Genomic DNA, 24,691 nt, shown 5'->3' with positions numbered 1-24,691 from the left:
GGTGAACTGGACCGTCCTCCGGATCGAGGCCCTGCTGCCCCTGGTGCAGGGCCTGGGCCTTACCCTCCTGGCCAGTGCGGCCTTCGCCTTCCGCCTCCACCGGCAGGGCGGCCGTAGCGGGGTGGCCCTTCGCCGCTTCCTGCGCTTCGCGGCCATGGGCTTCCTCGTCACCTTCACGCTCGCCTCCCTCTGGAATTCCCGTCACGCGCTGGCGGGTGTGACCAGGGCCCTGCGTGGACGGCCGCGGGATCAGTACGCCCTGGGACTCCTGCGGCAGAGCGGCCGGGGCTTCCTCGCCCGCGACGCCGGGAAGGCCGCCGCCTGGTTCCGCAAGGCCGCCGACCATGGGGATCCCGACGCCCAGCTGGCCCTGGCACGGGCCAGCCTGCGAGGGGAGGGCATTCCCCGGAATCCCGTCGAGGCGCAGCGGCTGGCTCTGGCCTCCGCCGCGGCGGGGAACACGGACGCCATGCTCCTGGCCGGGGACCTGCTCAAGGGCCAGGATCCCGCCCGGTCCCAGGCCCTCTATCAGCAGGCCCTGGGCCTTCTTCGCGCGAGGGCTGGCCGGGGCGAGGCGGAGGCCATGCTGACCCTGGGCCTCCTGCACCTCCAGGGCCGAGGCGTCCCGGCCGATCCCGTGGAAAGCTATGCCTGGATGCTCGCGGCCAACCGCCGGGGTCTTCCGCCCCTTGAGCGCGTCCTGCTGGTCCTCACCGGCAACCGCCTCACCCCCGCCCAGCGCGCCCAGGCTGCCGAACGCGCCAAGGCCCTCGGCCCGTCCGCAGCGAAACGCGGGGACGCCCCGCTCAGTCCGCCATGATGCTGTAGCCGCCGTCCACGTAGAGCACCTGGCCGGTGATGCCGCGGCCCATGGCGCTCACGAGGAAGAGGCCGGCGTCGCCCACCTCCTCCTGGTCCGTGTCCTTCTGCAGAGGCGTGCGGGTGCGGTGGTGCTTCAGCATGGAGCCGAAGCCCGAGATGCCGGAGGCGGCGAGGGTCTTGATGGGACCCGCGGAGATGGCGTTCACGCGGATGCCCTGGGGGCCCAGGTCGGCGGCCAGGTACCGCACGCTGGCCTCCAGGCTGGCCTTGGCCACGCCCATCACGTTGTAGTTGGGCACCACCCGGGTGCCGCCCAGGTAGCTGAGGGTCACGATGGAGCCGCCCTCGGCCATCAGCGGCGCCGCCGCATGCGACACCGCCGCCAGGGAGTAGGCGCTGATGTCGTGGGCCACGCGGAAGTCCTCGCGGCTGGTGTCGAGGAAGCGGCCCTCCAGGGCCTGCCGGGGCGCGTAGGCCACCGCATGCACCAGGAAGTCGAGCTTGCCCCACTTCTTCCGGATCTCGTCGAAGGCCATGACGATCTGGCTGTCGCTGCCCACGTCCATGGGCAGGATCAGGGGGTGCTTCAGGTCGGCGGCCAGCTCCCGCACGTTCTCGCCGAGCCGCTCGTTCTGGTAGGTGAGGCAGAGCTGGGCCCCGGCCTCGGCCACCTTCTGGGTGATGCCCCAGGCGATGGAACGCTTGTTGGCCACGCCGATGATCAGGCCCCGCTTGCCTTCCAGCAGCCCGCCCTTGATGGTCATGGGTTCTCCTCCAGAGCCGTGTCCAGACAGTCACCCAGCATACCGCAAACCCGCGCCACTGCGCTATACCCGGAGTAAAGAGCCAGCAATCCCATCCTGAATCCTGTTCATCCGGCCCCGCAATCCTGCTAATCCTGTCCCAGCGTTTCCCGAGGGCCACCATGCTGCTTCCCGCCCCGCCCGCCCTCCTCGCCCAGGCCCCGACCTATCGGGCCGACCTGGACGTCGGCCACTACCTCCAGGTGCTGGCGGCCGCCGAGGCCCGCCTAAAGCAGGACGCTGGCGATGCCCCGGCCTGGGCCGCCAAGTCCCAGGCCCTCGCCAGCCTCCAGCGCTTCGGCGAGGCCCGCGCCGCGGCGGACCGCGCCCTGGCCCTGAACCCCGGCCTTGCCGACGCCCTGCTGGCCCGGGGCCTCGCCCGGGCCGGCACCGCCATCGCCCAGCGGAACCTGGGATCGCTGCGCAAGGCGCTGGGCGCCATGGACGATCTCCGGGCCGCCACCCAGGCCGACCCCACCCTCGGCGACGCCTGGATGAGCCTGGGCCTGGCCTACGAGATGCTGCCGGGGCTCCTCGGCGGCAGCACGAAGAAGGCCCTTGCCTGCGCCGAATCCCTCCGGCGGGTGGCCCCCGCCCGGGGCGACCTGCTCCAGGCCCTCGTCCTGGTGGAGGAGGACCGCTGGCGAGATGCCGAGCCCTTCTTCGGCCGCGCCCTGGCCCAGGCCCCGAAGGATCCCGAGGTGGTCGGCCAGTACCTCGACGCCCTGGACCGGCGACCGGCCAAGAAGGCCCTGGGCGAGGCCGGGAAGAACGCCCGCCTGCTCTCCGAGGCCGCGCGGCTGCTGCCCGGCGTGTCCACCCGGGCCCGGGGCGTGACCGCCGTTAGCGATGCCTACCTGAATGCCGGCCGCCCCGACCTGGCCTGGCAGGTGGTGCAGGACCACCTGGGCCGCACGGACGCCCCCAGCCTCCTCCGCCTCCAGCTCGGCAAGGTGGCCGCCCGGTCCGGCCAGCACCTCCCGGAGGGCCTCGCCGCCCTGGACCAGGTCCTGCGCGAGCCCCTCGAAGGCGGCAGCGCCGGCTACGCCGGCGCCTGGTGGCGCAAGGGCCAGGTCCTCCAGGCCCTCGGCCGCAAGGACGAGGCGAGGAAAGCCGCCCAGGAAGCCCTCAAGATCGACCCGAACCACCGGGGGGCGAGGGAACTGCTGGAGGCGCTGGGAGACTGATCAGCTCGCCCCGGCTTCCCTGAGAGACGGAATTGCCTCGGAGCCTGGTGTTCGAATCCGGCTCCACAGGGTCTGGCGCTTCGGAAGCTTCCCTTTCGACCGTTTGGACACGCCTTGGCCTTAGAATCACGCCATTGTCTAACACCAGACCAGGAGCGAGGTTGATGTCCAGCAGACGACCGGTTGAACCAAAGGACACAGAGAGATCAACCTTGGTGTCATCCACGGTCGCTGCGGTCTGGGGCCTCATGCTGGTCCTGTTCGCCTTCGTGTCCTGGCAGGCCCGGTTCGTCATGGACGAATTCAATCTGTTCCAGGGTCTCCGCAGTTTTTCGAAGCATACGCTCTACCAGACGCTCGATCCCATCAAGACCGTCTTCGGGACCGAGCTCTTCCGGATTGCCAACCTGGCCTCCGGTTCGGTCGGCATCATGCGGGCGGGTCGGATGCTCGGCCTGTGCGCCACCCTGGCGACGATGGCCGCCATCCTCCTCATCTCCCGCGAGCTGTGGCCGCACGCCCGGCATAGGCTGCTGGTACTCGTGAGCGCCCTCTCCTATTCCAACCTGTTCGAAGGGGCCTTCAGTATCCGTACGGACACGGTCGCTCTGACCTTCGCCGCCGGTTCGCTCCTGTTCCTGGTCCGGTCCAGGCGCCGAAGGTCCCACCTCGTGGTATCCGGCTCCCTCATGGGCCTCTCGTTCCTCTGCACCCAGAAGGCCGTCTACCTCCTGGCAGCCTACTTCATCGCCCTGGTCGTGGCCACCTGGCTCGATTCGGGCTGGCGCAGGGCGCTCCAGGACAGCCTGCTCTTTGCCGGCGGCTGGCTGGCGGTCTTCGTGGGCTATGCCATCTACTTCGGCGGCACCCACGGGTGGCGGGTCATCACCATGGTGCTCCTCGGACCGAGGTTCGTGCTGGAGGGCACGGCCGCCTTCTCGGGCCTCGGCATGTTCATCTACCAGACGCTGACGCGGAACCTGATCCCCTACGCCATCTCCCTGGCGGGCCTGGGCATCGCCCTCGCCCGCTGGAAATCGGCCGGATTCTCCATCCGCGTGGCCCTTATCGCGACGGTGATCGTCACCATCCTGATCTTCCACCACGATCAGCCCTGGCCGTATGTATTCGTTTGGCCCCAGATGCTCCTGTCCCTCTGGGTGATCCCGCTCGCGGACTGGGTTGCGGAGAGGAGGTGGCTGGCCCGCGACCAGGCGGTACTGGCCCTCACCTTCCTGGCTGCGCTTTCCCTGCCCCGCCAGGTCCGCTACCTCAACCACACCAATGCGGAGCAGATCTCCGTCATGGTCCAGGCGGAGAACCTGCTGGAACCGGGAAGCACCTACTTCGATGGAATCGGGATGATCGTGGACCGCGACATCGCCGGGGACTACCCGGGATGGTGGTGGGACACGCCCACGATCGCGCGCATCCGCGCCGCCCTGAGATCCGGGAATGTGAGCGCCCTCCAAAGCGTCATGGATGACCACCCGAAACTTTGGATCCTCAATTATCGGATCCTCATCATGTCCGACGTCGTCCAGCGGATGGTCGCGGGCGGCTATGTCCGCATTTCGCCGAATCTCCTGCTCAGCGGGGTCGAATTGAATCCCGGAGCTCCGGAAACGCCGTTCGCTTGCCACTGGGCCGGCCGTTATCGATTGTTCAATCGACATGGAGGGGCGGTGGCAGGCCCCGTAGGCCTCGACGGCCTAGCTCCGGCGGAGGTCGTCAGCATCTCGCCGGGCTTGCACCGAGTGCGTGGACCGCAGAGCAAGGAACCCCTCTTCCTGCTACCGGCAGACACCCCCGTGAGAAACCCCTTGGCCCCCCAAGGGCCGGTGCCCGATTTATTTGCAGAAGTCTACACCTATTAAATTCAATAAATTGCGTCCAAGACTTCATGTAATACATATGAAAACGGATCGACAATAAGGGGCCTATTGATGGTCAATTCTAGCCAAACCAAAGAATATGCAGATCGATTGGTTCGGCTGCAGCAGAGCCCATGGAAACGCCTCTTGGATGTTCAGGCCCCGTACCGGTGGAACCTTAAACGCCTCAAGCCAGGGAAAACACTGGATATTGGATGTGGGATTGGCAGGAATTTGATAAATTTAAGCCAAGGGGTCGGCATCGACCCAAATACCCGTGCAATCGAGGTTGCTCGCTCCTTCGGGTTGACGGCCTACACACCGGAAGATTTTGAAAATTCGCCCGATTACCAACAAGAATTCTATGATTCGCTTCTGCTAGCACATGTTGCCGAGCATATTGGCTTGGACTCAACCATTTCACTGATTGGACGCTATTTAAACCTATTGAAATTCAACGGCAAGCTGATCATCATCACCCCGCAAGAGGCGGGCTATCAAAGTGATGTAACCCATACTGAGTTCATCGACTTTGACAAACTAAGCACAATCAATAAAGCATTAGGGCTTTTGGAAAGTCGCCGCTACTCGTTTCCATTCCCTCGCATCTTTGGTAAACTATTCCGTTATAATGAGTTCGTATTCGTATCCAGAAAAATGGCATGAAGATCGACGCGAACCAGATGATGAGGTACCTCCTGGTCGGTGCCTTCAATACCCTCCTGGCCTACGGCGTGTTCTCCCTCCTGCTCAGTCTGGGAGTGCACTACACCTGGGCGACGCTCCTCGGAGGCATCAGCGCCATGCTGGCGGGATACAAGTTCATGAAGGAGCTGGTCTTCAAGAACAAGTCCAGGTATGCCTTCCTGAAGTTCATCCTCATCTTCGTGACGATGTACTTCGTGAACATCCTCACCCAGTATGTGGCCCGGAAGACCCTGAATCCCTACCTCGCCGGAGCCGTCGCCAGCCTCGTCTGCGCGGCGCTCTCCTATGTACTCAACCGGAAGTTCGTCTTCGGGGCCCGGACGCCCCCACTGACTCAGGACGACGGCCTGGGGTGAGGCGCTCCCTTCTCAGCGCCCGTTCCTGAAGGTGCCACCCGCCAGCCGCCGCACCCAGGCGTTCAGCCGGACCGTAGGATGGAGCCAAGCCATCGCGGCGGCCATCCACCAACCCTTTTCCTTCGAAAGCCGGCCCATGCTCAGACTCAAGGCCCGCTCATTTCCGAAGCGCACACCGCGTCCCGCTGAGACCTCGGAAGCGCTGCTCGCATGGCGCCGGTAGAGGAAGACCTTGGTCCGGTTGTCCACCACGACAGACCTGCCTTCCATCGCGCACACAAACAGCCGATGCCAATCCGCCGCATCCGACCACGCCGGGTCGAAGGGTCTCCGCTGCAGGTCCTCCGTCCTCCAGCACAAGGCCGGAAAGTAGAGGAAATCGCCGATGGCGAGGCGAAGGGCCAGGCGGCTCCCACTTAATTCGACCATGCGGAACCGCGCCAGAAGGGGGGAGATGGCCCGCTTGATGAGAAAGGAGAGTGAGATCCGCCGTCGTCCGCCCGCATCCACCTCCGCGACCCCGGGGGCATAGACCCCTGCGTCGGGGTGCCTGGCGATCATGGCCTGGGCCGCTGGCCAATAGGAGGGGAGCACCAGATCGTCGGCCCCCAGGAACATCACCAGGGGGGCCCGCGCCAGGCTGACGCACCGGTTGAAGTTCGGGATGATGCCGAGGTTCGTCTCATTCCGGACGTACTCCACCCAGCCACCGCCGCTCGAGTGCACCACCGGCTCCAGGGGCTCGGGACTGGCGTCGTCCACGCAGGTGGCGAGGACCTCACCTTCGCGCAGCTCCGGGCCCATGGCCCTGACCAGAGCCTCCAGGGTTTCCGCGAGCAGGCCCGGGTTCCGGTAGCCGGGGATGAAAACATGGAGCCGGGCCGGCTGTGCTTCCCGGACCCGGTTCATGGCCTTCCCAGCGGCCTTCGGGGCACGGAGGCGATATCAAAGGCCAGAAACGCCAGCAGCAGCTGGACCCCCAGCAGGAGGGGCAGGACGGAGAGCATCACGGTCCCCGTGGGCGTGGGCCGCGTGCCCCCGATCGCCTCCATCCACTTGACGCCCCCGAAGACGAACCCAAAGACCGACAGCCCCAGCCCCACCGGCAGCTCGATGGAGGCGATGGACATGTCCCGGAGGTAGTAGTTGTAGACGATCCGCTTCAGGAGGTTACGAGCATGCTTGGCCAGGAACTCGCCGAGGATCACGCGGATCCGGAGGCTGCTGACCTCTCCCGAATACCGGGCCGGAAGGGGCACATCGGCGACCACGGCCCGGGTTGTGTTCAGCCGGAACAGCATGTCGGTTTCAAAAAAATAGCTGTCGCTGATCTTGTCCAGCGGCAGGTGCTTCAACGCCGTGTCGGTGATGGCGGTGTACCCGTTCGTGGGGTCGAAAATATCCCAATAGCCCGTGGAGAGCTTGGTCATCAGCGACAGAACGGCGTTCCCGAACAACCTTTGGCCGGGCATCTGCCGAACGTGCTCGATGTCAAAAAAACGGTTGCCTTTGGCATAGTCGGCCCGCCCGGCCAACAGGGGCGCGATGAGGCGTGAGAGATCCTTCGGGTCCATCTGCCCGTCTGCATCAAGCTTGACGATGATGGCTGCACCCTCCTCCAAGGCCACCAGGTAACCCGCCTTGACCGCGCCGCCAACCCCCAGGTTCCGTGCATTTCGGAGGACCCTCACGCGAGGATCGGTGCAGATCTGCTGCACCCAGTCACCCGTGTGTTCGGGGCATCCGTCGTCGACGACATAGATCCTGCCGACCTCGGGTCCGATCCCTCCGAGCACATGCTCGATGGTGGACCGGGCCCGAAAGCATGGGATGACTACGGCCACCGATCCGCAATCGGCCTGACGGTTAGAGATGGGTTCTTGTCTGCTCATCGGAAATGGACGGGGGGTTCAACCAAGCGTGCGTAAGATCCTGGGGCAGGGGTGAACCTTGTAAGGTATCGCCGAGCGAGTCGAAGGGTGTCCAGTTCTTTCTACCCCACCAGAGCACCTGCGGGATCCAGCGGATAGGGTTAGGGCATTCGCCCAGTTTCACCCCCCCCTGCGCCTCCTGCGTCACCCCGGTGACGCAGGAGGGCTCCAATCGACCGATCCAGCACATGGTCCGTGTTCCCAGAAGCGGATCCCACAGCTCGGAGGGCTTGAATTACCCTGGGACCCCTGCCAGATTTGGACACCCCCACTTCCTGGCACGAGACTTGAAACCAGAGCTCGGCCCTATCCAAAGGAGACGCCCATGAAGAAGCAGTCCGGCTTCACCCTCATCGAGCTGCTGCTGGTCCTCGCGATCATCGGCATCATCAGCGCCATCGCCATCCCGGCCCTGCTCAGCCAGCGCGCCCGGGCCCGCGACAAGGCCGCCATCGACAACACCGTCGGCCGTGTGGGCGACCTCGTGGGCCAGTGGGACAAGTCCCGCGAATCCGGTATGTCGGCCGCCTCCGCCATCACCGCCATGCAGACTTACCTGACGAACACTGGCAACGCCGATAAGAACCCCTGGAATGGGACCGCCGGTGCCCCCTCTACGGCTTTCAATTACACCTTTGCCACCGTGGCGGGAACCACTGCCAGTACCTTCGCCACCAACCTCGAGACCAAAGCCACCACGGCCACCCTTGGCCAGGCTCAGTTCGGCTACGTGCTGCCCACCGCCTCTGGCCAGCCTGGCTTCTTCGGTGGCGCCGTCTACGTGCAGGGCAAGATCAACAACAAGAACGTGGTCTCCAAGGTCTCCAGCCTCGAGTAGGGTGAACGCCAGATCGCACCACCGGAACGGGGGGCCACGGCCCCCCGTTCCTTTGCTGGAGCCCCCATGCCCCTGTCGCGCCGCCTGCGCCTCCTGGCCCCCTTCGCCGCCGGGGCCCTCGTCCTGCTGCTGAGCCTGCTCGCCCTCGGGGCTTACTATCAGGGTCCCTCGACCGGTCTCTCGGGCTTCGTGGCGGACGGATTGCACAATCCCACGGCTCAGGCCTTCGCCTTGCGGCTGTTAGCCCGGGAGGTCCTGCCCCTCTACCTGGGTGGCGGCATCCTGCTGTGGCTGCTCACCCTGGCCTGGGGCGTGCTGCTGGACCGGGGCTGGGCCCACCAATGGGGCTTCGGCACCGCCTTCGGTCTCACCTTGGCGGCCTTCGGTTGGATCCACCTTGTGCTCTGGTGGCGGGTGCCCACCACCCTCTGGGTGATCCCCGTGGTCCAGCACCTGCCCTTCGCGCTCGGCCTCCCCCTACTGGTCCTGGTCATCGCGGGCCCCGTGGCCCACCGGGCCTTCCACCACTGGGGCCGCCGTGCCTGGCTGATAGTGCCCGGCTGGCTGCTGCTTTGGACCCTCCTGGCCCAGGCTCCTCTGGTGCTGGGGCGGCGGGTGCCTACGGATCCCCCCGGCCACCACCCGGTTCAGGCTCTCCTGGTGGGGGTGGATGCCCTCCGCCCGGACGTGGCCGAGTCGCAAGGCATGGCCGCCTGGACGGGCACGCACTACCCCAATGCCTACACGATGGTCCCCGCCACCCGTCTGTTCTACAGCCTGCTCTGGGGGGGCGACCCCGCTGAATATTCCATCGGCAACGCCCTACCCTCCGAGGAAGAGCTGAATGGTCAGCTCCGCTACGCCCTGCTGGACGCCTACAAAGCGAAGGGGCTGAAGGTCCGGTTCTACATCGACGACGGCGGCACCATCGGCCTGGCGGGCCGGGGTTCCGGCTTCTTCGATGAGGTGGCCATGCCCGCCGCCGGCTGGGAGAACTTCGTCAACTCCAACCTGGCCGTGCATCTCCCCTTCTACGCCAGCTGGATGGATGCCCTGCGGGTGTTCCCCTCCACCAACCCCTGGGCGGGCCTGGACGCGGGACTGCGGGAGGCCCTGGAACGGGGCCGGGGCGCGGACCTGGTGATGTTCCACACCTGTCACCTGCACCAGCCCATCTTCCTCAGCCGATCCGAACTCCAGGACCTGCCCCGCTGGTGGACCCTGAAGCCCCTCGACCTGCGCCCCGTGGCGGGCCTGCCCCTGGTGACGCCTTCAGAACTGGCGAACACGGATCCCCGCCGGGACCCCCTCCTGGCCTACCGCATCCGGGTTCGGCACCTCCTGGCGGCCTGGAAGCCCCTCTGGGAGGGCCTGGCCAAGGATCCGGACTACGCCCAGGCAACCCGGGTGCTCTTTTCCGACCACGGCGAGCGCTTCTACCACGTGACGCCCGAATTCCAGCTCCAGGGCATCCACGGCTACGATCTGGACCCCTGGGAGCTGCGCATCCCCTTCCTGGTGGCCGGTCCCGGCTTCCCCAACGGACCGGGCACGGACCGGGCCGTCGACACCCTTGAGCTGCGGGATGCCCTGGCGGAGAAGCTCCTCGGGAGCAAACCCATCTCCCCGTCCAGTTTTGGCACCCGGCCCTTCGCCGCCGTGCGCTACCACACCATCCGAGCAGACTTCCTGCGGCCCGAACCGGAAGGGGTCCACTACCTGAGCTACGACTCCAAGAAGATCGTCCAGGGTGCGGCCCTGCTCCCCCACGGTGTCTGGGTGATGCGCTACCAGGCCACCCTGGCGGAGCGGCAGCACGAGGTCAGCGTGGCCCGGGCCGAGGGGGACCATCTGGACGTGTACAAACCCCTGGAAGGGGGCGGGGCCCACCACTTCAGCTACCACGGCTACCGGCTGGAGGGCGTGGAACCCATCACCCAGGCCGATTTCGAGAAGGTGAAGGCCCAGATCGACGCTGAATACCTCCGACCGGTGCCGGAGGTGCCCGGCAAGTAGGAGGACCCCGGGCCGGGACGGATCAATACTTGATCAGGACCGATCCGGCCCCGGCCTGGTTCAGGGTGTACACATTGGCGCCCAAGCTGGGGTCGTTCACGGTGATGGTGTAGCCCACCCCGCCGTTGGTCACGGCCACGCTGTAGTTCATGCGGGAGGCGCCCTTGGCCGAGAAGACCGGGGCGCCCACGCTGGCGGTGGGGGCGGTGCCGCTGGCGGTCCAGCTCCAGGACGTGCCGGAAGCGGCGTAGAGCCCATTCTCGGCCCGCCGGCTCTCCAGGGCCATGGCCAGGGCACGGGCGTTGGCCTCTGCATCCCCGATCATCATGGCCCGGCGCCGCTGCCCCAGGTAGGCGGGGATGGCGATGGCGCTGATGATGCCGATGAGGGCCAGCACCAGGAGGAGTTCCACCAGGGAGAATCCCTGGACGCGGGAGGAGCGGCGGGTCAGTCGGGGCATGGGGCGACCTCCGGGGGTTCCGGGAAGGATAGCAAGGTCCGTGCTGGGAATCGCGGAGGGCGCCCCGGAATCCTCAATCCTTGCCGAAGACGTTGGCCAGGTTGAAGATGGGCAAATACATGGCGATGACGATGAAGCCGATGATGCCGCCCAGGATGGCGATCATGATGGGCTCCATGAGGCTGGTGAGGTTGGCCACGGCGTTGTCCACCTCGTCCTCGTAGAAGTCGGCCACCTTGGACAGCATGGCGTCCAGGGCGCCCGTGGCCTCGCCCACGCCCACCATCTGCACCACCATGGCCGGGAAGACCTTGGTCTCGGCCAGGGGGGCGCTGATGTTCCGCCCCTGCTCCACGGCATCCTTCGACTTGAGAATGGCGTTGTGGATGACCTGGTTGCCCGCGGTGCGGGCCGTGATGTCCATGCCCTCGAGGATGGGCACGCCGGAGCTGATGAGGGTGCCCAGGGTGCGGCAGAAGCGGGCCACGGCCACCTTCCGCAGCAGGTCCCCGATGACGGGGATCCGCAGCAGGACGGTGTCGATCTGGAGCTTGCCCGTGGGCGTCTTGTAGTACTGGCGCAGGCCGATGACGATGCCGGCGATGGCGATGGCGAGCAGGTACCAGTAGTTGATGATGGCGTTGGACAGGGCGATGCAGACGAGGGTGGGATAGGGCAGCTTGCTGCCCAGGCCCTCATACATGGCCGAGAACACGGGGATGACCTTCACCATGATGATGACCACCACGATGATGGCGATGGAGATGACGGCGATGGGGTAGGTCATGGCCCCCTTCACCTTGGCCGTGAGCTTGACCGCCTTCTCGATGTAGCCGGAGAGCCGCTGGAGGATGACGTCGAGGATGCCGCCCGTCTCGCCGGCCCCCACCATGTTCACGTAGAGGTCGTTGAAGGCCTTGGGGTGCTTGGAGAGGGCGGCCTGGAGGGTGAGGCCCTTCTCCACGTCGTCCCGCACGGCCTCGATGATGCGCTGGAAGCCCTTGTGCTTCTGCTGGGCGCCGAGGATCTCCAGGCACTGCACGAGGGGCAGGCCGGCGTCGATCATCACGCTGAACTGCCGGGTGAAGATGGCGAGGTCCTTGGCGGGCACCTTGCCGAAGGACTTGCCGCCCTCGGAGGCCATGAGGCGCACGTTGATGACCTCGATGCCGTTCCGCTTGAGGGTGTTGGCGGCGGCATCCCGGGAATCGGAGACCAGGACCCCTTCCTGGACCTCGCCCAGCCTGTTCTTGCCTTTCCATGCATATGCGGGCATGTGGACCTCGGGGTGCGGGCAGGGATGGTGATGGATTCAGGATAGGCAGGAATGGCTGGCTGGTGAAGTCCTAGGTGTACTTGATGTTGGGGTTCCGCCCGCCCAGCAGGGGGCTGCCGGGCTTGGCGGCGGGGGCGGGGGCGGCGCCCCGGCCGCCCGCGGCGGCGGTGCCCACCCCGCGGTTGATGAGCTCCCGCAGCTCGTCGGTGTTGGAGCTGTACTCGTAGGCCTGCTCCTGGGTGATGTCGCCCTTGAGGACGAGGTCGGACAGGCTCTGGTTGAAGGTCTGCATGCCGTACTTCGCCTGGCCGGACTGCATGACGCCGTAGATCTGGTGGATCTTGTCCTCCCGGATGAGGTTCCGGATGGCGGGGTTGGGGAGCATGATCTCGAGGGCCAGGGCCCGGCCCTTCCCGCCGGCCTTGGGGATGAGGCTCTGGCAGATCACGCCTTCCAGCACCAGGGAGAGCTGGGCCCGGATCTGGGCCTGCTGGTGGGAGGGGAAGACGTCGATGATGCGGTTGATGGTCTGCACCGTGCTGTTGGTGTGCAGGGTGCCGAAGGTCAGGTGGCCCGTCTCGGCGATGGTGAGGGCCGATTCGATGGTCTCCAGGTCGCGCAACTCGCCCACCAGCACCACGTCGGGGTCCTGGCGGAGGGCCGAGCGGAGGGCCTTCTTGAAGCTGTGGGTGTCGGCGTGGATCTCCCGCTGGTTCACCAGGGCCCGCTTGTGCCGGTGGACGTATTCCACGGGATCCTCGATGGTGAGGATGTGGAGGGGCTCCTCGGTGTTGATCTTGTCCACCATGGCGGCCAGCGTGGTGGACTTGCCCGAGCCGGTCACGCCCGTGACCAGCACCAGGCCGCGGGGCTTGTCGCAGAGGGCCTGGACCGAGGGCGGCAGGCCCAGCTCGTCGAAGCTGCGGATCTTCTCGGGAATGGTGCGGAAGACGCCGGCGGTGGCGCCCCGCTGGTTGAAGACGTTGGCGCGGAAGCGGGCCACGCCCTGCAGGCCGAAGGAGAAGTCCACCTCCAGGTCCTCCTCCAGGCGGTGCTTCTGCTGGTCCGTCATGACCCCGTAGCAGAGCCAGCGCGTCTGGGAGGCGTCCAGGGGGGGCAGCTTGAGGGGCACCATGCGCCCGTCGATGCGGATCTGCGGCGCCGTGTCCGTGGTGAGGTGCAGGTCCGTCCCGCCGTACTCCACCATGGTCTTCAGGAGCTGCTGCAGGGGGACGACGTAGTTGGAACCGACTTCGCTCATGGATGGCCTCGGGAAGGAGTGGGGGCGATCGATCGGGCGGTACTTTAGAGCACGGTTTCCCGGATGATCTCCTCGATGGTGGTGACGCCGTCGAGGACCTTGCGGCAGCCGGAGCGGCGGAGGGTGATCATGCCCTCCTTCTGGCCCTGCTCGCGCAGCTCGATGGCGGAAGCCCCGGTGAGGATCATGTCCTTGAGGGTCTCGGAGATCTCCAGCACCTCGTAGAGGCCCACGCGGCCCTTGTAGCCGCGCTTGTTGCAGGCCTCGCAGCCCACGGGCTTGTAGAAGGTGATGCCCTTCTGGATCTCCTCCGGGGTGAACCCCACCTTCATCAGGGCGTCCTCCGGCTGGTGGTGCGTATCCACGGCCTTGCAGTTCGGGCAGAGGCGGCGGACGAGGCGCTGCGCGCAGATGATGTTCACCGAGGTGGCCACCAGGAAGGGCTCCACGCCCATGTTCATGAGGCGGTTGATGGTGCTCGGCGCGTCGTTGGTATGCAAGGTGGAGAGCACCAGGTGGCCCGTGAGGGAGGCCTTGATGGCGATCTCGGCCGTTTCGAAGTCGCGGATCTCACCCACCAGGATGATGTTCGGGTCCTGCCGGAGGAAGGAGCGGAGGGCGGCCGCGAAGTTGAGGCCGATCTGCTCCTTCATCTGCACCTGGTTGATGCCGGGGAAGTTGAACTCCACCGGATCCTCGGCCGTGAGGATGTTGGTGTCCGGCGTGTTCAGCTTCGCGATGGACGAGTACAGGGTGTTGGTCTTGCCGGAGCCGGTGGGCCCGGTCACCAGGACCATGCCGTAGGGCTTGGAGATCTGCCGGTCCCAGCGGTCCAGGCTCTCCTGCTCGAAACCCAGCTTCGTGAGGTCCAGCATGAGCTTGTCGGAATCCAGCAGCCGCAGCACGATCTTCTCGCCGAAGAGGGTGGGGAGGATGCTGACGCGGTAGTCGATGACCTTCTGGCGGCCGCCCATGTTGACCCGCAGCTTGATGCGGCCGTCCTGGGGCAGGCGCTTCTCGGCGATGTTGAGCTTGGCCAGGATCTTCACGCGGGAGGTGAGGGGATCCTTCAGCTTCAGGTTCGGCCGCATGACCTCCATGAGGATGCCGTCGATGCGGAACCGGATGCGGTAGTTCTTCTCGTAGGGTTCGATGTGGATGTCCGAGGCCCCGCGCTTGATGGCGTCGATGAGCACCATGTTCACCAGCTTGACGACCGGCGCATCCTCGCTGCCCCGCTTGAGGGCCCCGACGTTGATGCTCTCCTCGTCGTCGTCGGTGGTGTCGAACTCCGCGTCGGCATCGAGCTGCTGCTCCAGCTCGGAGAGGTCGATGTGCTCCTCGGCCTCGTCGAAGGCGCTGAAGGCCGCCGCTGCGGAGCCGGCTGGCGGCCCGCCCATGCCGGACCCGCCACTGGTGGCCGAGCCACCCCGGGTGGCGGTGCCATCCCCCCGGAGGGCCACCTGGCTCGATCCCCCGTAGTAGCGCTCCACGGCGCGAATGAGACCCATCTCGCTGGAGACCACCGGATCCACGTTGTAGCCCGTGTGGAACCGCACGTCGTCCATGGCGAAGATGTCCGTGGGATCGGACATGGCCAGGGTCAGCACGTTGCCGGTGCGCTGGAGGGGCAACACCTTGTGCCGCTGGGCGAGTTCCGCGGGAATCAACGCCACGACGGCCGGATCGATGGGCGGCCACTGCTCCAGGTCGGCCGCCGGCACGCCGTACTGCATGCCCAGGAAGCTCACGATGTCCTGATCGGAACAGTAGCCCTGGCGGACGACGATGCTCCCCAGCTTGCCGCCTTCCCGCCGCTGAACTTTGATGACTTCTTCCAGCTGGGCCTCAGTGATGAGCTGGGCCTTGACGAGCATTTCGCCGAGCTTGCTGACCACCGAACGCCTCCGGGATTGGGGTGAGGGGATGGTAACACCCTTAACTTGCATCCAATGTATGCTTTTGCCATGTCCTCCCCAGGGAGCCAGCCCCAGCGCCTGCTCTTGGCCCGGCAGCTCGTCCGGGAGAAAGGCCTATCCCGGGGCGATCTGGCCCTGCTCGAGGATGTCCTGAAGGCCGGCGCCGGCGACCTCGAGCCCCTGGTGGAGGCGCCGCCCGCGGGTCCGCGGCCCGGGGAGGAATCCCCGGCCCAGGCCACCCTCCGGCGGAACCTCGGCACCTTCCTCGCCTTCCTGCACCAGTTCTCCCCCCGGAGGCTGGGCGAGGCCCGACCGGCCATGGGGCTGGTGCTGCAGCACAGCCTCGCGCGCCTCGGCATGCTGGCGGAGGCCGCCCACCGGGAGCTGCTGGCCGAGCAGGAGCAGCCCGAGTGGGTGAGCCTCCTCCTGGACCTGCTGGCCTCCCTGCGCGCCATGTCCCTGGCCCCCACGGAGGACGCGGACCACCTGCGGGCCCTCTGGAGCACCTTCCTGGCGGACCACAAGGCCCCCTTCCGGCGCATCCTCGGCGCCCTCCAGGCCTGCGAGAACGGCCCGGCCGCCGTGGCCCGCCTCAATGCCCAGATGAAGGCCGTGAACCGCGCCATCCAGGGCCAGGGGCGGCTGGAGGAGGCCCTGGCCCGCCTGGCGGAGCTGCTCGAGGCCTGCATCCCCTCCGAGATCCACGCCCGCGTGGCGCCGCTGCTCCTGCTGGAGCACGTGGTGTCGAACCTCCGCCTGAGCCTCATCCGGCCCCTGGACCGGGGCGTCCACTGGCCGGCCGTGGAGCAGGTCCGGGGCAGCCTCCGCTGGCTCTGGGATCATCTCGGCTGGACCCTGCCCCGCATGGAGGGCGACCGGCTGAAGGAGGCCATGCCTCCCGAAATGCGCCGCCTGCTCCAGCAGCTGCGCCGGGAGGATCAGCCCACCTTCACCCTGGTGGCCCGGGCCCTGGCCAGCCACATCGCCTTGACGGGGCTCATCGAGTCCCTCGAGCCCGCGGCCACGGCGAGCCCCAGGGACCGCTACGCCACCGTGCCCACCTGCCTCGTCATCGAGTCCGAGCTGGGCCGCATGGCGGACCGCGCCTACCATCCTTCGGGCATCGAGTCGCTCCCGCCGGAGGCGGAGGACACCCCCCGGCTGCGGACCTTCTTCCGCCAGGCCGTGCTGGCCCTGCGCCAGGACCAGAGCACCCTCAGGAGCCTCCTCCAGCAGGCGCTCGCGGGCCAGGACGCCGACCAGCTGGCCCAGACCCTCGACAGCCTCCGGGGCCTCCTCCTCAACCACCAGCGGCAGCTCATGGGCGGCCTCGTGGGCATCTTCTCCCCGGAGCTGCAGCAGCGCCTCTTCCCCGATTCACCCAACCTCATGGAGGAGGGGGAGCGGCTCCGCCAGCGGCTCCAGCGGCTGTGGGAGCAGGTCTCGCCCCTGCACGGACAGCTGCTGCTCCACCTTGAGCTGCAGGACTGGCCCCGCCTTGCCCTCGGCCTCTCCCAGGCCCACCAGCACGTGCAGTCCTTCCGCCGCAGCCCGGAGTTCCCCCTGATGCGCCGCCCGGACCGGGAGGAGGCCGAGGGGCTCGTGCAGCAGCTGAGCCGGCTGCTGGAGAGCCCCGAGGACGTGCCGCAGGCCCTCCGGGACGGCATGGACCTGCTGGGCGACCTCCTGCGCTTCCTCGAGCTGTTCCTCCTCCGGATCAACGCCCGGATCCCCCTCATCCGCCAGGACCTGGAGGTGGCCCAGGAGGCCCTCCGGCTCGTGGCGGAACTCAAGGAGACCCCCGATGCGGAGCGCACCCGGCTCTCCCACAAGCTGATCCAGACGGCCAAGCGGCTGGGGGTCCGGGATCCCCAGTCGCTGGCCCTGCTCAAGCGGTGGATCCGCGCCGAGCGGGGCCAGAAGGACACCCTCCCGGCCCTCGAGCAGTTCGCCTCCCACCTCAGCCACCTCGCCCTGCGCCTGGAAGCGGCGCTCGGCTGAGCCCGCCGATCCCCCCGACCATGTCCATCCACTGGCTGGAACCCCACCCCTCCCCGGCTGGCGACGCCCTCCGGAAGGCCCTGGCCGCCTGGGGCCATCGGGTGGTGGACGGGGCCGGCAAGGGGACCGTGGTGCTGGTGGCGGAGCGCCCGGATCCCCGGCTCATCCCCATGGAGGGGACGGAACTGCTCTGGTGGGTGCAGGAGGGCGATCCCGAGGAGGTGAGCACGGTGCTGAACCTCCGCCCCGGCTGGGTGCTCCGGCAGGACCGCCCCCTCGAGGCCGCCCGGGCCGCGCTGGAGCACCTGCGGCAGCGGGACCTGGGCACGGACGGCTGGCTCCGGCGCATGCTCCACCAGGCCACCCTTGATGAGCTGCTGCGCCTGGTGCTGGACCGCGCCATCCGCCTCTCCGGCGCGCGCGGGGGGGCCATCTGGCTGCGCCGGGAGGACACGTTCTACCAGCAGGCCGGCGACGGCAGCTACCCTGAGGCCCCGCTGCCCGGCCAGGAGGCGGCCGACTTGGTGCGCCGGGGAGAGGCCACCCTGCTCTGCCCCTCGGAACAGATGGGCATCCTGCGCCTGCGCGACCCGCGGGAGCGTCCGGAGGCCCTGCTGGCGAGCATCGCGGACGTGGAGCCCCTGCTCCTCAACGCCTGGCGCCTAGAGGAGAGCCGTGCCCTCTCCTTCAAGGACGACCTCACCGTGGCCCAGAACCGGCGCTGCCTGGAGGCGGAACTGCCCCGGGCCGTCCGGGCCGCCGCCGCCAAGGGCGAGCCCCTGTCCCTCCTCTTCCTGGACGTGGACAACCTCAAGGCCGTGAACAGCCGCTTCGGCCATCCCACCGGCAGCCACATGCTGGAGCGCGTCGCCCGCACCGCCCAGCGCCTCTGCCGCGCGCACGACCGCCTCTACCGCTACGGCGGCGACGAATTCTGCATCCTCATGCCCGGCACCACCAGCCAGGGCGCCCGCAAGCTGGGGGAGCGCCTGATCCAGGTGCTGAAGGAGGCGCCCCTGGATCTCGACGGCGTGCAGGTGCCCGTGTCCCTCAGCGCCGGGATCGCGGCCTTCCCCGACCAGGCGGATGGCGCGGAGCACCTCATCGAGCGGGCAGACCGCGCCCTCTTTCAGGCGAAGTCCGCCGGGAAGGGGCAGGTGGTGGTGGCGGAGTAGCGGGAAGGGTCCCGCCTACTTCCGCTTCTTCTTCCCGTTCTTCTCCGAGCCGCCGAACACCTTGGAGAGGAAGCCCTCCTCGGACTCGCCGGCCGCCTCGCCGTCCAGGCTGCGCCGGAGCTGCTCGAGCAGCTCCCGCTGTTCGGCCGTGAGGGTCTTCGGCACCGCCGCCCGGAGGTGGAGGTAGAGGTCGCCCCGACCGCCGCCCTGGAGGCGCGGCACGCCGGCGTTCACGAGCTTCACGACGTGGTCGGCGGGGGTGCCGGGAGCCACCTTCACCTTGTCGGCGCCGTAGGGCGTCTCCACGGGGAGCGTCCCGCCCAGCACCAGGAGAGGCCAGGAGACATCCAGCCGGCGGTGGAGGTCGGAGCCGTCCCGCTCGTAGGCCGGATCCGGCTCCACGTCGAACACGATGTAGAGGTCCCCGGCCCGCCCGCCGAAGCGGCCCGCCTCGCCCTGGCCCTGGAGCCGCAGCCGCGTGCCGCGGTCCACGCCCGCGGGGATCCGGAAGCCGACCTTGGTCTTCCGGTGGACCCGTCCTTCGCCGCCGCAGGCCTTGCAGGGCTTCGGGATGAAGCGGCCCCGGCCCTCGCAGCGGGGACAGGGGGCCAGCATCTGGAAGAAGCCCTGGCGCACCGCCACCTGGCCCTGGCCGCGGCACTGGGGGCAGGTCTCGGGCCGGCTGCCGGCCTCGCAGCCGGACCCGTGGCAGGTGTCGCAGGCCTCGAGGCGGGGGATGGAGAGCTCCATGGCCTCCTGGCCGAAGATGGCGTCCTTGAAGCCGATGCGGAGGTTGTACTGGAGATCGGATCCCCGTTCCTCGCCCGTGGACCGCCGCCGCCCCCCGCCGAAGAGGTCGCCGAAGAGGCCGCCCCCGAAGAAGCTGCCGAGGATGTCCTCGAAATCCGCGAACTGGCTGGGATCGAACTGGAACTGCTGCCCGCCGCCGCCCCCGGCGCCACCCAGCCCGGCATGGCCGAACTGGTCGTAGACCTTCCGCTTCTCCGGATCGGAGAGGACGCTGTAGGCCTCCGCGGCCTCCTTGAACTTCTCCTCCGCTTCCTTGTTGCCCGGATTGCGGTCGGGATGCAGCTCCATCGCCAGCTTGCGATAGGCCTTCTTCAGCTCGTCGGTCCCGGCGTCCCGGGCCACCCCGAGCACCTCGTAGTAGTCACGCTTCATGCACCCATCCTGGCTTCCAGGATAGCCGATGACGCGGGACTAGTTGGGCGGCGCGGCGGCGTCCCCCTCCCCTTCCAGGGAGGCCATCATGGCCTCGCTCGCGGCGAGGACGGCGTCCGTCAGGAGGTTCTGCGCCTCCAGGAGCTGGGACTCGCAGGCCCGCAGGGCGTCGCTGTCCTGGGCCGCCACGGCCTGGCGGGCCCGGGAGAGCACGTCGCGCACCATGGCCTGCTGGTCATCCGCGAGGTACTTGCCGCACTCGGCGAAGCTCTTGTCGCAGGAGAAGATCAGCCCCTCCGCCGAGGCGATGTACTTCAGGGCGTCCCGCTTCTTGACGTCGGTCTCGGCATTGGCCAGGGCCTCGCGGATCATGCGCTGGATCTCCAGCTCGGACAGGCCGGAGCTGGGCCGGATGCTCATGCTCTGCTCCAGCCCGGTCATGAGGTCCCGGGCGGAGACCTTCACGATGCCGTTGGAATCGATGTCGAAGCTGACCTCGATCTGCGGTACGCCCTTCGGGAGGGGCGGCAGGTTGATGAGGTCGAAACGGCCGAGGCTCTTGTTGTGCTCCGCCAGTTCGCGCTCGCCCTGGAGGACGTGGATCTCCACCCGGGCCTGGTTGTCCGTGACCGTGGTGAACACCCGGGAGTCCCGGAGGGGGATGGTCGCGTTGCGCTGGATGATCTTCACGAAGCCGCCGCCCTGGGTCTCGATGCCGAGGCTCAGGGGCGTGACGTCCAGCAGGACCAGGTCCTTGATGTCGCCCTTGAGCACCGCCCCCTGGATGGAGGCCCCGGTGGCGACCACCTCGTCGGGGTTGATGTTCCGGTTGGGCTCCTTGCCGAAGAAGTCGCGGACCAACCGCTGGACGAGGGGCATGCGCGTCTGGCCGCCCACGAGGATGATCTCGTCCACGTCCTTGGCCGTCTTCCCCGCCTGCTGGAGGGCGTCCTTGATGGGCAGGAGCGTCATCTCGACCAGCCCCTTCACCATGCCCTCGAGCTGGTCCCGGGTGAGGGTGGCCTCCAGGTGCTGGGGGCCGCTGGTCCCCTGGGCGATGAAGGGGAGGCGGATGTCGACCTTGTCCAGGGTGGACAGCTCGCACTTGGCCTTCTCGCTGGCCTCCTTCAGGCGCTGGAGGGCCATGCGGTCCGTGGTGAGGTCGAGGCCGGTCTTGTCCCGGAACTGCTGCACCAGCCAGACCTGGATGGCCTGGTCGATGTCCTCGCCGCCCAGGAAGGTGTCGCCGCTGGTGGCCAGCACCTCGAAGACGCCGTCGTTCATCTCCATGAGGGTGAAGTCGAAGGTGCCGCCGCCGAAGTCGTAGATGGCCAGGATCTGCTTCACGCCCTTCTTGTTGAAGCCGTAGGCCAGGGCCGCGGCCGTGGGCTCGTTGATGATGCGCTGGACATTGAGGCCGGCGATCTTGCCGGCGTCCTTGGTGGCCTGACGCTGGGCGTCATCGAAGTAGGCCGGCACCGTGATGACGGCGTCCGTCACCTCCTCGTGGAGGAAGGCTTCCGCGGAGGCCTTGATGTTCCGCAGCACGATGGCAGCCACCTCGGGCGGGGCGTAGTCGCGGTCGCCCACGCGCAGCCAGGCGTCCCCGTTGGGGGCGGCCACGACGGGGAAGGGCAGCCGGGTCAGGGCCTCCTGCACCTTGGGGGCGTGGAACCGCTGCCCGATGAGGCGCTTGACGGCGAAGAGGGTGCGCTGGGGGTTGGTCACGGCCTGGCGCTTGGCGATGTGCCCCACCAGGACATCGCCCTTGTCGGTGAACGCCACCACGGAGGGGGTGGTCCGGCTCCCCTCACGGTTCGCGATCACGCGTGGATCACCGCCTTCCATGACGCAGACGCAACTGTTGGTCGTGCCCAGATCGATGCCGATCAGCTTGCCTGCCATGGGTTGAACTCCGGGGTTGTCGAATTCATGCTACCTAGATCTCCCTGGGCCAGCCAGCGCAAGGGCTCGCCCGCATCGAGACCGGACTAGGATTTTTCCGCATCGGAAAGGCGATTCACCACCACCCGGGCCGCCCGCAGGAGCTGTCCCTTGAGGTTGAACCCGCGCTCGTAGATGGCCGCCACCGCGCCGTCCGCCAGGGCCGGGTCGCTGAAGGTGGTGAGCGCCTCCGCGTGCAGGGCATCGAAGGGATCGCCCACCTGCAGGGGGAGGGGCTCGACATTGAGGCGCCGCAGGGCCTCCAGGAACTGCCGGCGGATGAGCTCCACGCCGGAGCGGAAGGTCTCCACATCCTGGTAGGAGGCGCCGAGCCCCCGGTCGAAGTTGTCCAGCACCGGAAGCATTTCCAGGAGGATGCGGCGCTCGGCCTGCTCCACGGCCAGGGCGATGTCCCGCTGGACCCGGTTCCGGAAGTTGTTGAAGTCCGCAGCGAGCCGGCGGTGCTGCTCCATGAGTTCGGCCTCGCGCTTCAGCATCTCCCCGAGCTGCCCCTCGGCCTCGGTGAGGGCAGACTCCAGATCGACCCGACGCTCCCCGTCCGGGGATTCGTCCCCGAGCTCGGCCAGGTCCATCTCCGGAACCATCTGGGTCTTGTATTCCGAGGCGGCCGCGTCGGCGAGGGCCTGGAGATCGGGCTCCCCCACTTCGTCCAGGTTCAGATCCACAAGGTCTTCGACCTCGCCGGGGGCGACGGATTTCGGGTCAGGATGGTTCGGCGTCTCGGGATTCATCGGAGCAGTATAAGCAGCAAAAGTGCCAGACAGAAAACGGGCCCGGGCGGTTCTACACCCGGGAGTGGCGTTTCAGGACCTGGCCCGACCACCAGCGGAGTCCGCCCATGATCCGGCCGTAATCCATGCGCAGGGGGCCCACCAGGGCGAAGGTGACGTAGCCGGCGGGGCCGAGGTGGAGGGTCCGGACGGCCGTGGCGAGGGGCATGCCCTCCAGGTAGGGGTTCTCCGACCCCAGCAGCAGCTGGATGTCCGCCGAGGCCCGCTCCGCGAAGGCGTCCAGGAGGCGCACCAGCCGCCCGTGCTCCTCGAAGGCGGCCACCAGTTCCCGGAACCGGGCCACGTCGTCGAATTCGGGAAAGCTGCCCAGCCGCCCGAGGCCCGAGACCACCACCGGCGCCTCCGTCGGGCCCGCCTCGCGGGGCCAGCGGACGGCCAGGTCGCGGAGCCGGGTCCGCAGCGTCTCCCCCTCCCGCGCGGCGGCCTGGAGGGTGTCCAGCAGGCGGGCCCGCATTTCGGGGAAGGTCAGCCCGGCGAATTGCGCCGTGGCATAGTTGCCCAGTTCCGTCAGCACCGACTCCCCGTAGGCCCAGGGGTTCTCCATGAGGCGGTGCTCCACCTCCCCGCGGCTGCCCACCCACACGGCCACCAGGCGTCCCGGCCCCACGGGCACGAATTCCAGGCGCGCGAGCCGGCTCTGGGAGAGCCCCTGGGGCAGGGCCACGCAAACCCCGCCCATGACCTCGGCCAGGGTGCGGCTCGCATGCCGGGCCCAGGTCTCCGGATCCAGGTCCAGGCCGTCCAGGGCCTCGGCCAGGCGGGCCTCCGCGGCCGGATCCGGCGGCGTGGGATCCAGCCAGCGGTCCACGTAGTAGCGGTAGGCGCGTTCCGTGGGCACGCGGCCCGCGGAGGTGTGCGGCTGGGCGACCAGGGCCTCCTCCTCCAGGTCGGAGAGGACGTTCCGGATGGTGGCGCTGGACAGGGGTTCGGGATAGCGCTTGGCCAGGAGGCGCGAGCCGACCGGCTCCCCCTCGCGGAGGTAGGTCTCGATGAGGGTCTTGAGGACCGACTCACCGCGGGGATTGAGGCTGGGCTGCGTCATGGATCAAAGCCGCTCCGGGCTGCCATACTATACGGCAAGTCCGCCCATCTCCTGGAGGTTCCCATGCCATCCGCCGCGTCCCACGCCTTCTCCCGGCTTTCGCTCGTCGCCGCCCTGACCCTGGGTCTCGCTTCGGGCATCGCCTGCAACCGCAAGAGCGAGGCCGCCCTCCAGGCCGAGGCCGCCGCCAAGGCCGCCGACGCCAAGGTGGCCCAGCTGGAACAGCAGCTGGCGGACGCCAAGGCCGGCAAGCACACCCCCGAGTCCGGCGAGACCGCCAAGGAACTCACCAAGGGCCAGGTGAAGTCCCTGGAGCGCCAGGTGGCCGATGCCAAGAAGCGGGCCCAGATGGCCAAGCAGGAGGCCGCCCAGCTGGAGACGGCTCCCGCGGCCAAGGCCACCCCCAAGGCCATCGTGGTGGACGTACCCGTGGGCACGAAGCTCGAGGTGGCCCTGGGCCGCGACCTGGCCACCGACAAGGACCAGGCCGGCGACCCCTGGGATGGCACCCTGGCCAAGGATGTGACCGTCAATGACCAGCTGGTCTGGAGCGCCGGCACCCGGGTCCGCGGGGTCGTTTCCCAGAGCGTGCCCACCGGCCGGCTGAGCAGCGGCAAGGGCGTCCTCAGCATCAAGGTGACGGAGATCGGCGGCGTGGGCGTGGACACCGACACCCATGCGATGGTGGCCGAGGCCAAGGGGACCCGGAACGCCAAGTACATCGGCGGCGGCGCGGCCCTGGGCGCCCTCATCGGCATCCTCTCCGACAAGAAGAACCAGGGCGACCATGCCCTGGGCGGCGCGGCCCTGGGCGCCGCCGCCGGCACCGCCGTGGCCGCCGGCACCGCCGACACCATCATCCGGATCCCCGCTGCCCAGCCCCTCACCTTCAGCCTCACCTCGCCCGAGCAGGTGACCCTGAAGAAGTAGCCGTCATCCTCGATCGGCCCGCCGCCGATCGGTACCGAAAACGGGAGGCTCCGCCTCCCGTTTTCGCATGTTCAGGCCTCGATCGCCTGCAGGCGCTCCGCTTCGAAGGCGGAGCGCAGGGGCTCGAGGATGGGTTCGATCTGGCCGGACATGG

General features: G+C 67.9%; 21 protein-coding genes. 10 read left to right on the top strand and 11 right to left on the bottom strand.

The window, feature by feature from the left end; genetic code table 11:
- Position 1: 1 nt before the first annotated feature.
- Positions 2-820 carry a tetratricopeptide repeat protein gene (locus QSJ33_RS13110; protein ID WP_285726890.1) on the top strand — a complete coding sequence of 273 codons (819 nt, stop codon included), beginning with the start codon at positions 2-4 and terminating at the stop codon, positions 818-820.
- Here QSJ33_RS13110 and QSJ33_RS13105 read toward each other — a convergent pair.
- Positions 807-1,586: an enoyl-ACP reductase FabI gene (locus QSJ33_RS13105; RefSeq protein WP_285726888.1), complete on the bottom strand. Its 780-nt coding sequence runs from the start codon at positions 1,584-1,586 to the stop codon at positions 807-809. The genes QSJ33_RS13110 and QSJ33_RS13105 overlap by 14 nt on opposite strands.
- Before the next feature lie 161 nt (positions 1,587-1,747).
- Here QSJ33_RS13105 and QSJ33_RS13100 point away from each other — a divergent pair, with 161 nt between their 5' ends.
- The 4 genes from QSJ33_RS13100 to QSJ33_RS13085 all read left to right on the top strand — a co-directional run bounded on the left by QSJ33_RS13100 (position 1,748) and on the right by QSJ33_RS13085 (position 5,750).
- Entirely contained in the window at positions 1,748-2,812 is a 1,065-nt protein-coding gene (locus tag QSJ33_RS13100) for a tetratricopeptide repeat protein (RefSeq protein WP_285726886.1), read from the top strand.
- A gap of 248 nt (positions 2,813-3,060) precedes the next feature.
- Positions 3,061-4,689 (top strand): DUF7056 domain-containing protein, encoded by a 1,629-nt coding sequence (locus tag QSJ33_RS13095; RefSeq protein ID WP_285726884.1) that lies wholly within the window; start codon positions 3,061-3,063, stop codon positions 4,687-4,689.
- Positions 4,690-4,758: 69 nt separating this feature from the next.
- Complete coding sequence (locus tag QSJ33_RS13090) at positions 4,759-5,352, top strand: class I SAM-dependent methyltransferase (RefSeq protein ID WP_285726882.1); 594 nt, start codon at positions 4,759-4,761, stop codon at positions 5,350-5,352.
- A complete protein-coding gene (locus QSJ33_RS13085) occupies positions 5,349-5,750 on the top strand; it encodes a GtrA family protein (protein ID WP_285726880.1) in 402 nt (133 codons plus the stop codon). The genes QSJ33_RS13090 and QSJ33_RS13085 overlap by 4 nt, the downstream gene beginning before the upstream one ends.
- Positions 5,751-5,762: 12 nt before the next feature.
- On the opposite strand, the gene QSJ33_RS13080 is transcribed toward QSJ33_RS13085, so the two are convergent.
- Together QSJ33_RS13080 and QSJ33_RS13075 are read right to left on the bottom strand one after the other, a co-directional pair.
- Positions 5,763-6,659, bottom strand: a complete 897-nt coding sequence (locus QSJ33_RS13080; RefSeq protein WP_285726877.1) for a glycosyltransferase family 2 protein — start codon at positions 6,657-6,659, stop codon at positions 5,763-5,765.
- Positions 6,656-7,642, bottom strand: a complete 987-nt coding sequence (locus QSJ33_RS13075) for a glycosyltransferase family 2 protein (protein WP_420801401.1) — start codon at positions 7,640-7,642, stop codon at positions 6,656-6,658. Before QSJ33_RS13075 ends, QSJ33_RS13080 begins: the two co-directional genes overlap by 4 nt.
- Before the next feature lie 364 nt (positions 7,643-8,006).
- On the opposite strand from QSJ33_RS13075, the gene QSJ33_RS15575 reads away from it, so the two are divergent.
- Both QSJ33_RS15575 and QSJ33_RS13065 read left to right on the top strand, forming a co-directional pair.
- The gene (locus QSJ33_RS15575; protein WP_309564093.1) at positions 8,007-8,519 is read left to right on the top strand and encodes a prepilin-type N-terminal cleavage/methylation domain-containing protein; all 513 of its coding nucleotides are present in this window, start codon (positions 8,007-8,009) and stop codon (positions 8,517-8,519) included.
- A gap of 66 nt (positions 8,520-8,585) precedes the next feature.
- Entirely contained in the window at positions 8,586-10,535 is a 1,950-nt protein-coding gene (locus QSJ33_RS13065; RefSeq protein ID WP_285726873.1) for an alkaline phosphatase family protein, read from the top strand.
- 22 nt (positions 10,536-10,557) lie between these two features.
- On the opposite strand, the gene QSJ33_RS13060 is transcribed toward QSJ33_RS13065, so the two are convergent.
- The 4 genes from QSJ33_RS13060 to QSJ33_RS13045 all read right to left on the bottom strand — a co-directional run bounded on the left by QSJ33_RS13060 (position 10,558) and on the right by QSJ33_RS13045 (position 15,430).
- The gene (locus QSJ33_RS13060; RefSeq protein ID WP_285726871.1) at positions 10,558-10,995 is read right to left on the bottom strand and encodes a type IV pilin protein; all 438 of its coding nucleotides are present in this window, start codon (positions 10,993-10,995) and stop codon (positions 10,558-10,560) included.
- Positions 10,996-11,068: 73 nt separating this feature from the next.
- Positions 11,069-12,271 carry a type II secretion system F family protein gene (locus QSJ33_RS13055; protein WP_285726869.1) on the bottom strand — a complete coding sequence of 401 codons (1,203 nt, stop codon included), beginning with the start codon at positions 12,269-12,271 and terminating at the stop codon, positions 11,069-11,071.
- Positions 12,272-12,341: 70 nt separating this feature from the next.
- Positions 12,342-13,532: a type IV pilus twitching motility protein PilT gene (locus QSJ33_RS13050; protein WP_285726867.1), complete on the bottom strand. Its 1,191-nt coding sequence runs from the start codon at positions 13,530-13,532 to the stop codon at positions 12,342-12,344.
- 44 nt (positions 13,533-13,576) lie between these two features.
- Complete coding sequence (locus QSJ33_RS13045; protein WP_285726865.1) at positions 13,577-15,430, bottom strand: GspE/PulE family protein; 1,854 nt, start codon at positions 15,428-15,430, stop codon at positions 13,577-13,579.
- A 69-nt stretch (positions 15,431-15,499) separates the two neighbouring features.
- On the opposite strand from QSJ33_RS13045, the gene QSJ33_RS13040 reads away from it, so the two are divergent.
- Together QSJ33_RS13040 and QSJ33_RS13035 are read left to right on the top strand one after the other, a co-directional pair.
- Entirely contained in the window at positions 15,500-17,452 is a 1,953-nt protein-coding gene (locus QSJ33_RS13040) for a hypothetical protein (protein ID WP_285726863.1), read from the top strand.
- Positions 17,453-17,472: 20 nt separating this feature from the next.
- The gene (locus QSJ33_RS13035) at positions 17,473-18,627 is read left to right on the top strand and encodes a GGDEF domain-containing protein (protein ID WP_285726861.1); all 1,155 of its coding nucleotides are present in this window, start codon (positions 17,473-17,475) and stop codon (positions 18,625-18,627) included.
- A gap of 15 nt (positions 18,628-18,642) precedes the next feature.
- On the opposite strand, the gene dnaJ is transcribed toward QSJ33_RS13035, so the two are convergent.
- From dnaJ to hrcA, 4 genes are all read right to left on the bottom strand, one after another.
- On the bottom strand, positions 18,643-19,809 hold the full coding sequence (gene dnaJ / locus QSJ33_RS13030) for a molecular chaperone DnaJ (protein WP_285726859.1): 1,167 nt from the start codon (positions 19,807-19,809) through the stop codon (positions 18,643-18,645).
- A gap of 39 nt (positions 19,810-19,848) precedes the next feature.
- Positions 19,849-21,714 carry a molecular chaperone DnaK gene (gene dnaK, locus QSJ33_RS13025; RefSeq protein WP_285726858.1) on the bottom strand — a complete coding sequence of 622 codons (1,866 nt, stop codon included), beginning with the start codon at positions 21,712-21,714 and terminating at the stop codon, positions 19,849-19,851.
- 86 nt (positions 21,715-21,800) lie between these two features.
- The gene (locus QSJ33_RS13020) at positions 21,801-22,439 is read right to left on the bottom strand and encodes a nucleotide exchange factor GrpE (RefSeq protein ID WP_285726855.1); all 639 of its coding nucleotides are present in this window, start codon (positions 22,437-22,439) and stop codon (positions 21,801-21,803) included.
- A 118-nt stretch (positions 22,440-22,557) separates the two neighbouring features.
- Positions 22,558-23,607, bottom strand: coding sequence for a heat-inducible transcriptional repressor HrcA (gene hrcA, locus QSJ33_RS13015; RefSeq protein WP_285726854.1), 1,050 nt, complete (start codon positions 23,605-23,607; stop codon positions 22,558-22,560).
- A gap of 63 nt (positions 23,608-23,670) precedes the next feature.
- Here hrcA and QSJ33_RS13010 point away from each other — a divergent pair, with 63 nt between their 5' ends.
- Entirely contained in the window at positions 23,671-24,537 is an 867-nt protein-coding gene (locus QSJ33_RS13010; protein WP_285726852.1) for a hypothetical protein, read from the top strand.
- Positions 24,538-24,691 lie beyond the last annotated feature (154 nt).

This window comes from Geothrix rubra (genome assembly GCF_030268065.1).
GTDB classification, from domain to species: domain Bacteria; phylum Acidobacteriota; class Holophagae; order Holophagales; family Holophagaceae; genus Geothrix; species Geothrix rubra.
Note: the sequence above shows the minus strand (reverse complement) of the source record. Positions and strands in the feature narration are given on the sequence as shown.

Coding starts and splice junctions, on each gene's coding strand:
- QSJ33_RS13105 (WP_285726888.1), bottom strand. CDS start 1,586: ATGACCATCAAGGGCGGGCTGCTGGAAGGCAAGCGGGGCCTGATCATC.
- QSJ33_RS13100 (WP_285726886.1), top strand. CDS start 1,748: ATGCTGCTTCCCGCCCCGCCCGCCCTCCTCGCCCAGGCCCCGACCTAT.
- QSJ33_RS13095 (WP_285726884.1), top strand. CDS start 3,061: ATGCTGGTCCTGTTCGCCTTCGTGTCCTGGCAGGCCCGGTTCGTCATG.
- QSJ33_RS13090 (WP_285726882.1), top strand. CDS start 4,759: ATGGTCAATTCTAGCCAAACCAAAGAATATGCAGATCGATTGGTTCGG.
- QSJ33_RS13085 (WP_285726880.1), top strand. CDS start 5,349: ATGAAGATCGACGCGAACCAGATGATGAGGTACCTCCTGGTCGGTGCC.
- QSJ33_RS13080 (WP_285726877.1), bottom strand. CDS start 6,659: ATGAACCGGGTCCGGGAAGCACAGCCGGCCCGGCTCCATGTTTTCATC.
- QSJ33_RS13075 (WP_420801401.1), bottom strand. CDS start 7,642: ATGAGCAGACAAGAACCCATCTCTAACCGTCAGGCCGATTGCGGATCG.
- QSJ33_RS15575 (WP_309564093.1), top strand. CDS start 8,007: ATGAAGAAGCAGTCCGGCTTCACCCTCATCGAGCTGCTGCTGGTCCTC.
- QSJ33_RS13065 (WP_285726873.1), top strand. CDS start 8,586: ATGCCCCTGTCGCGCCGCCTGCGCCTCCTGGCCCCCTTCGCCGCCGGG.
- QSJ33_RS13060 (WP_285726871.1), bottom strand. CDS start 10,995: ATGCCCCGACTGACCCGCCGCTCCTCCCGCGTCCAGGGATTCTCCCTG.
- QSJ33_RS13055 (WP_285726869.1), bottom strand. CDS start 12,271: ATGCCCGCATATGCATGGAAAGGCAAGAACAGGCTGGGCGAGGTCCAG.
- QSJ33_RS13050 (WP_285726867.1), bottom strand. CDS start 13,532: ATGAGCGAAGTCGGTTCCAACTACGTCGTCCCCCTGCAGCAGCTCCTG.
- QSJ33_RS13040 (WP_285726863.1), top strand. CDS start 15,500: ATGTCCTCCCCAGGGAGCCAGCCCCAGCGCCTGCTCTTGGCCCGGCAG.
- QSJ33_RS13035 (WP_285726861.1), top strand. CDS start 17,473: ATGTCCATCCACTGGCTGGAACCCCACCCCTCCCCGGCTGGCGACGCC.
- dnaJ (WP_285726859.1), bottom strand. CDS start 19,809: ATGAAGCGTGACTACTACGAGGTGCTCGGGGTGGCCCGGGACGCCGGG.
- dnaK (WP_285726858.1), bottom strand. CDS start 21,714: ATGGCAGGCAAGCTGATCGGCATCGATCTGGGCACGACCAACAGTTGC.
- hrcA (WP_285726854.1), bottom strand. CDS start 23,607: ATGACGCAGCCCAGCCTCAATCCCCGCGGTGAGTCGGTCCTCAAGACC.
- QSJ33_RS13010 (WP_285726852.1), top strand. CDS start 23,671: ATGCCATCCGCCGCGTCCCACGCCTTCTCCCGGCTTTCGCTCGTCGCC.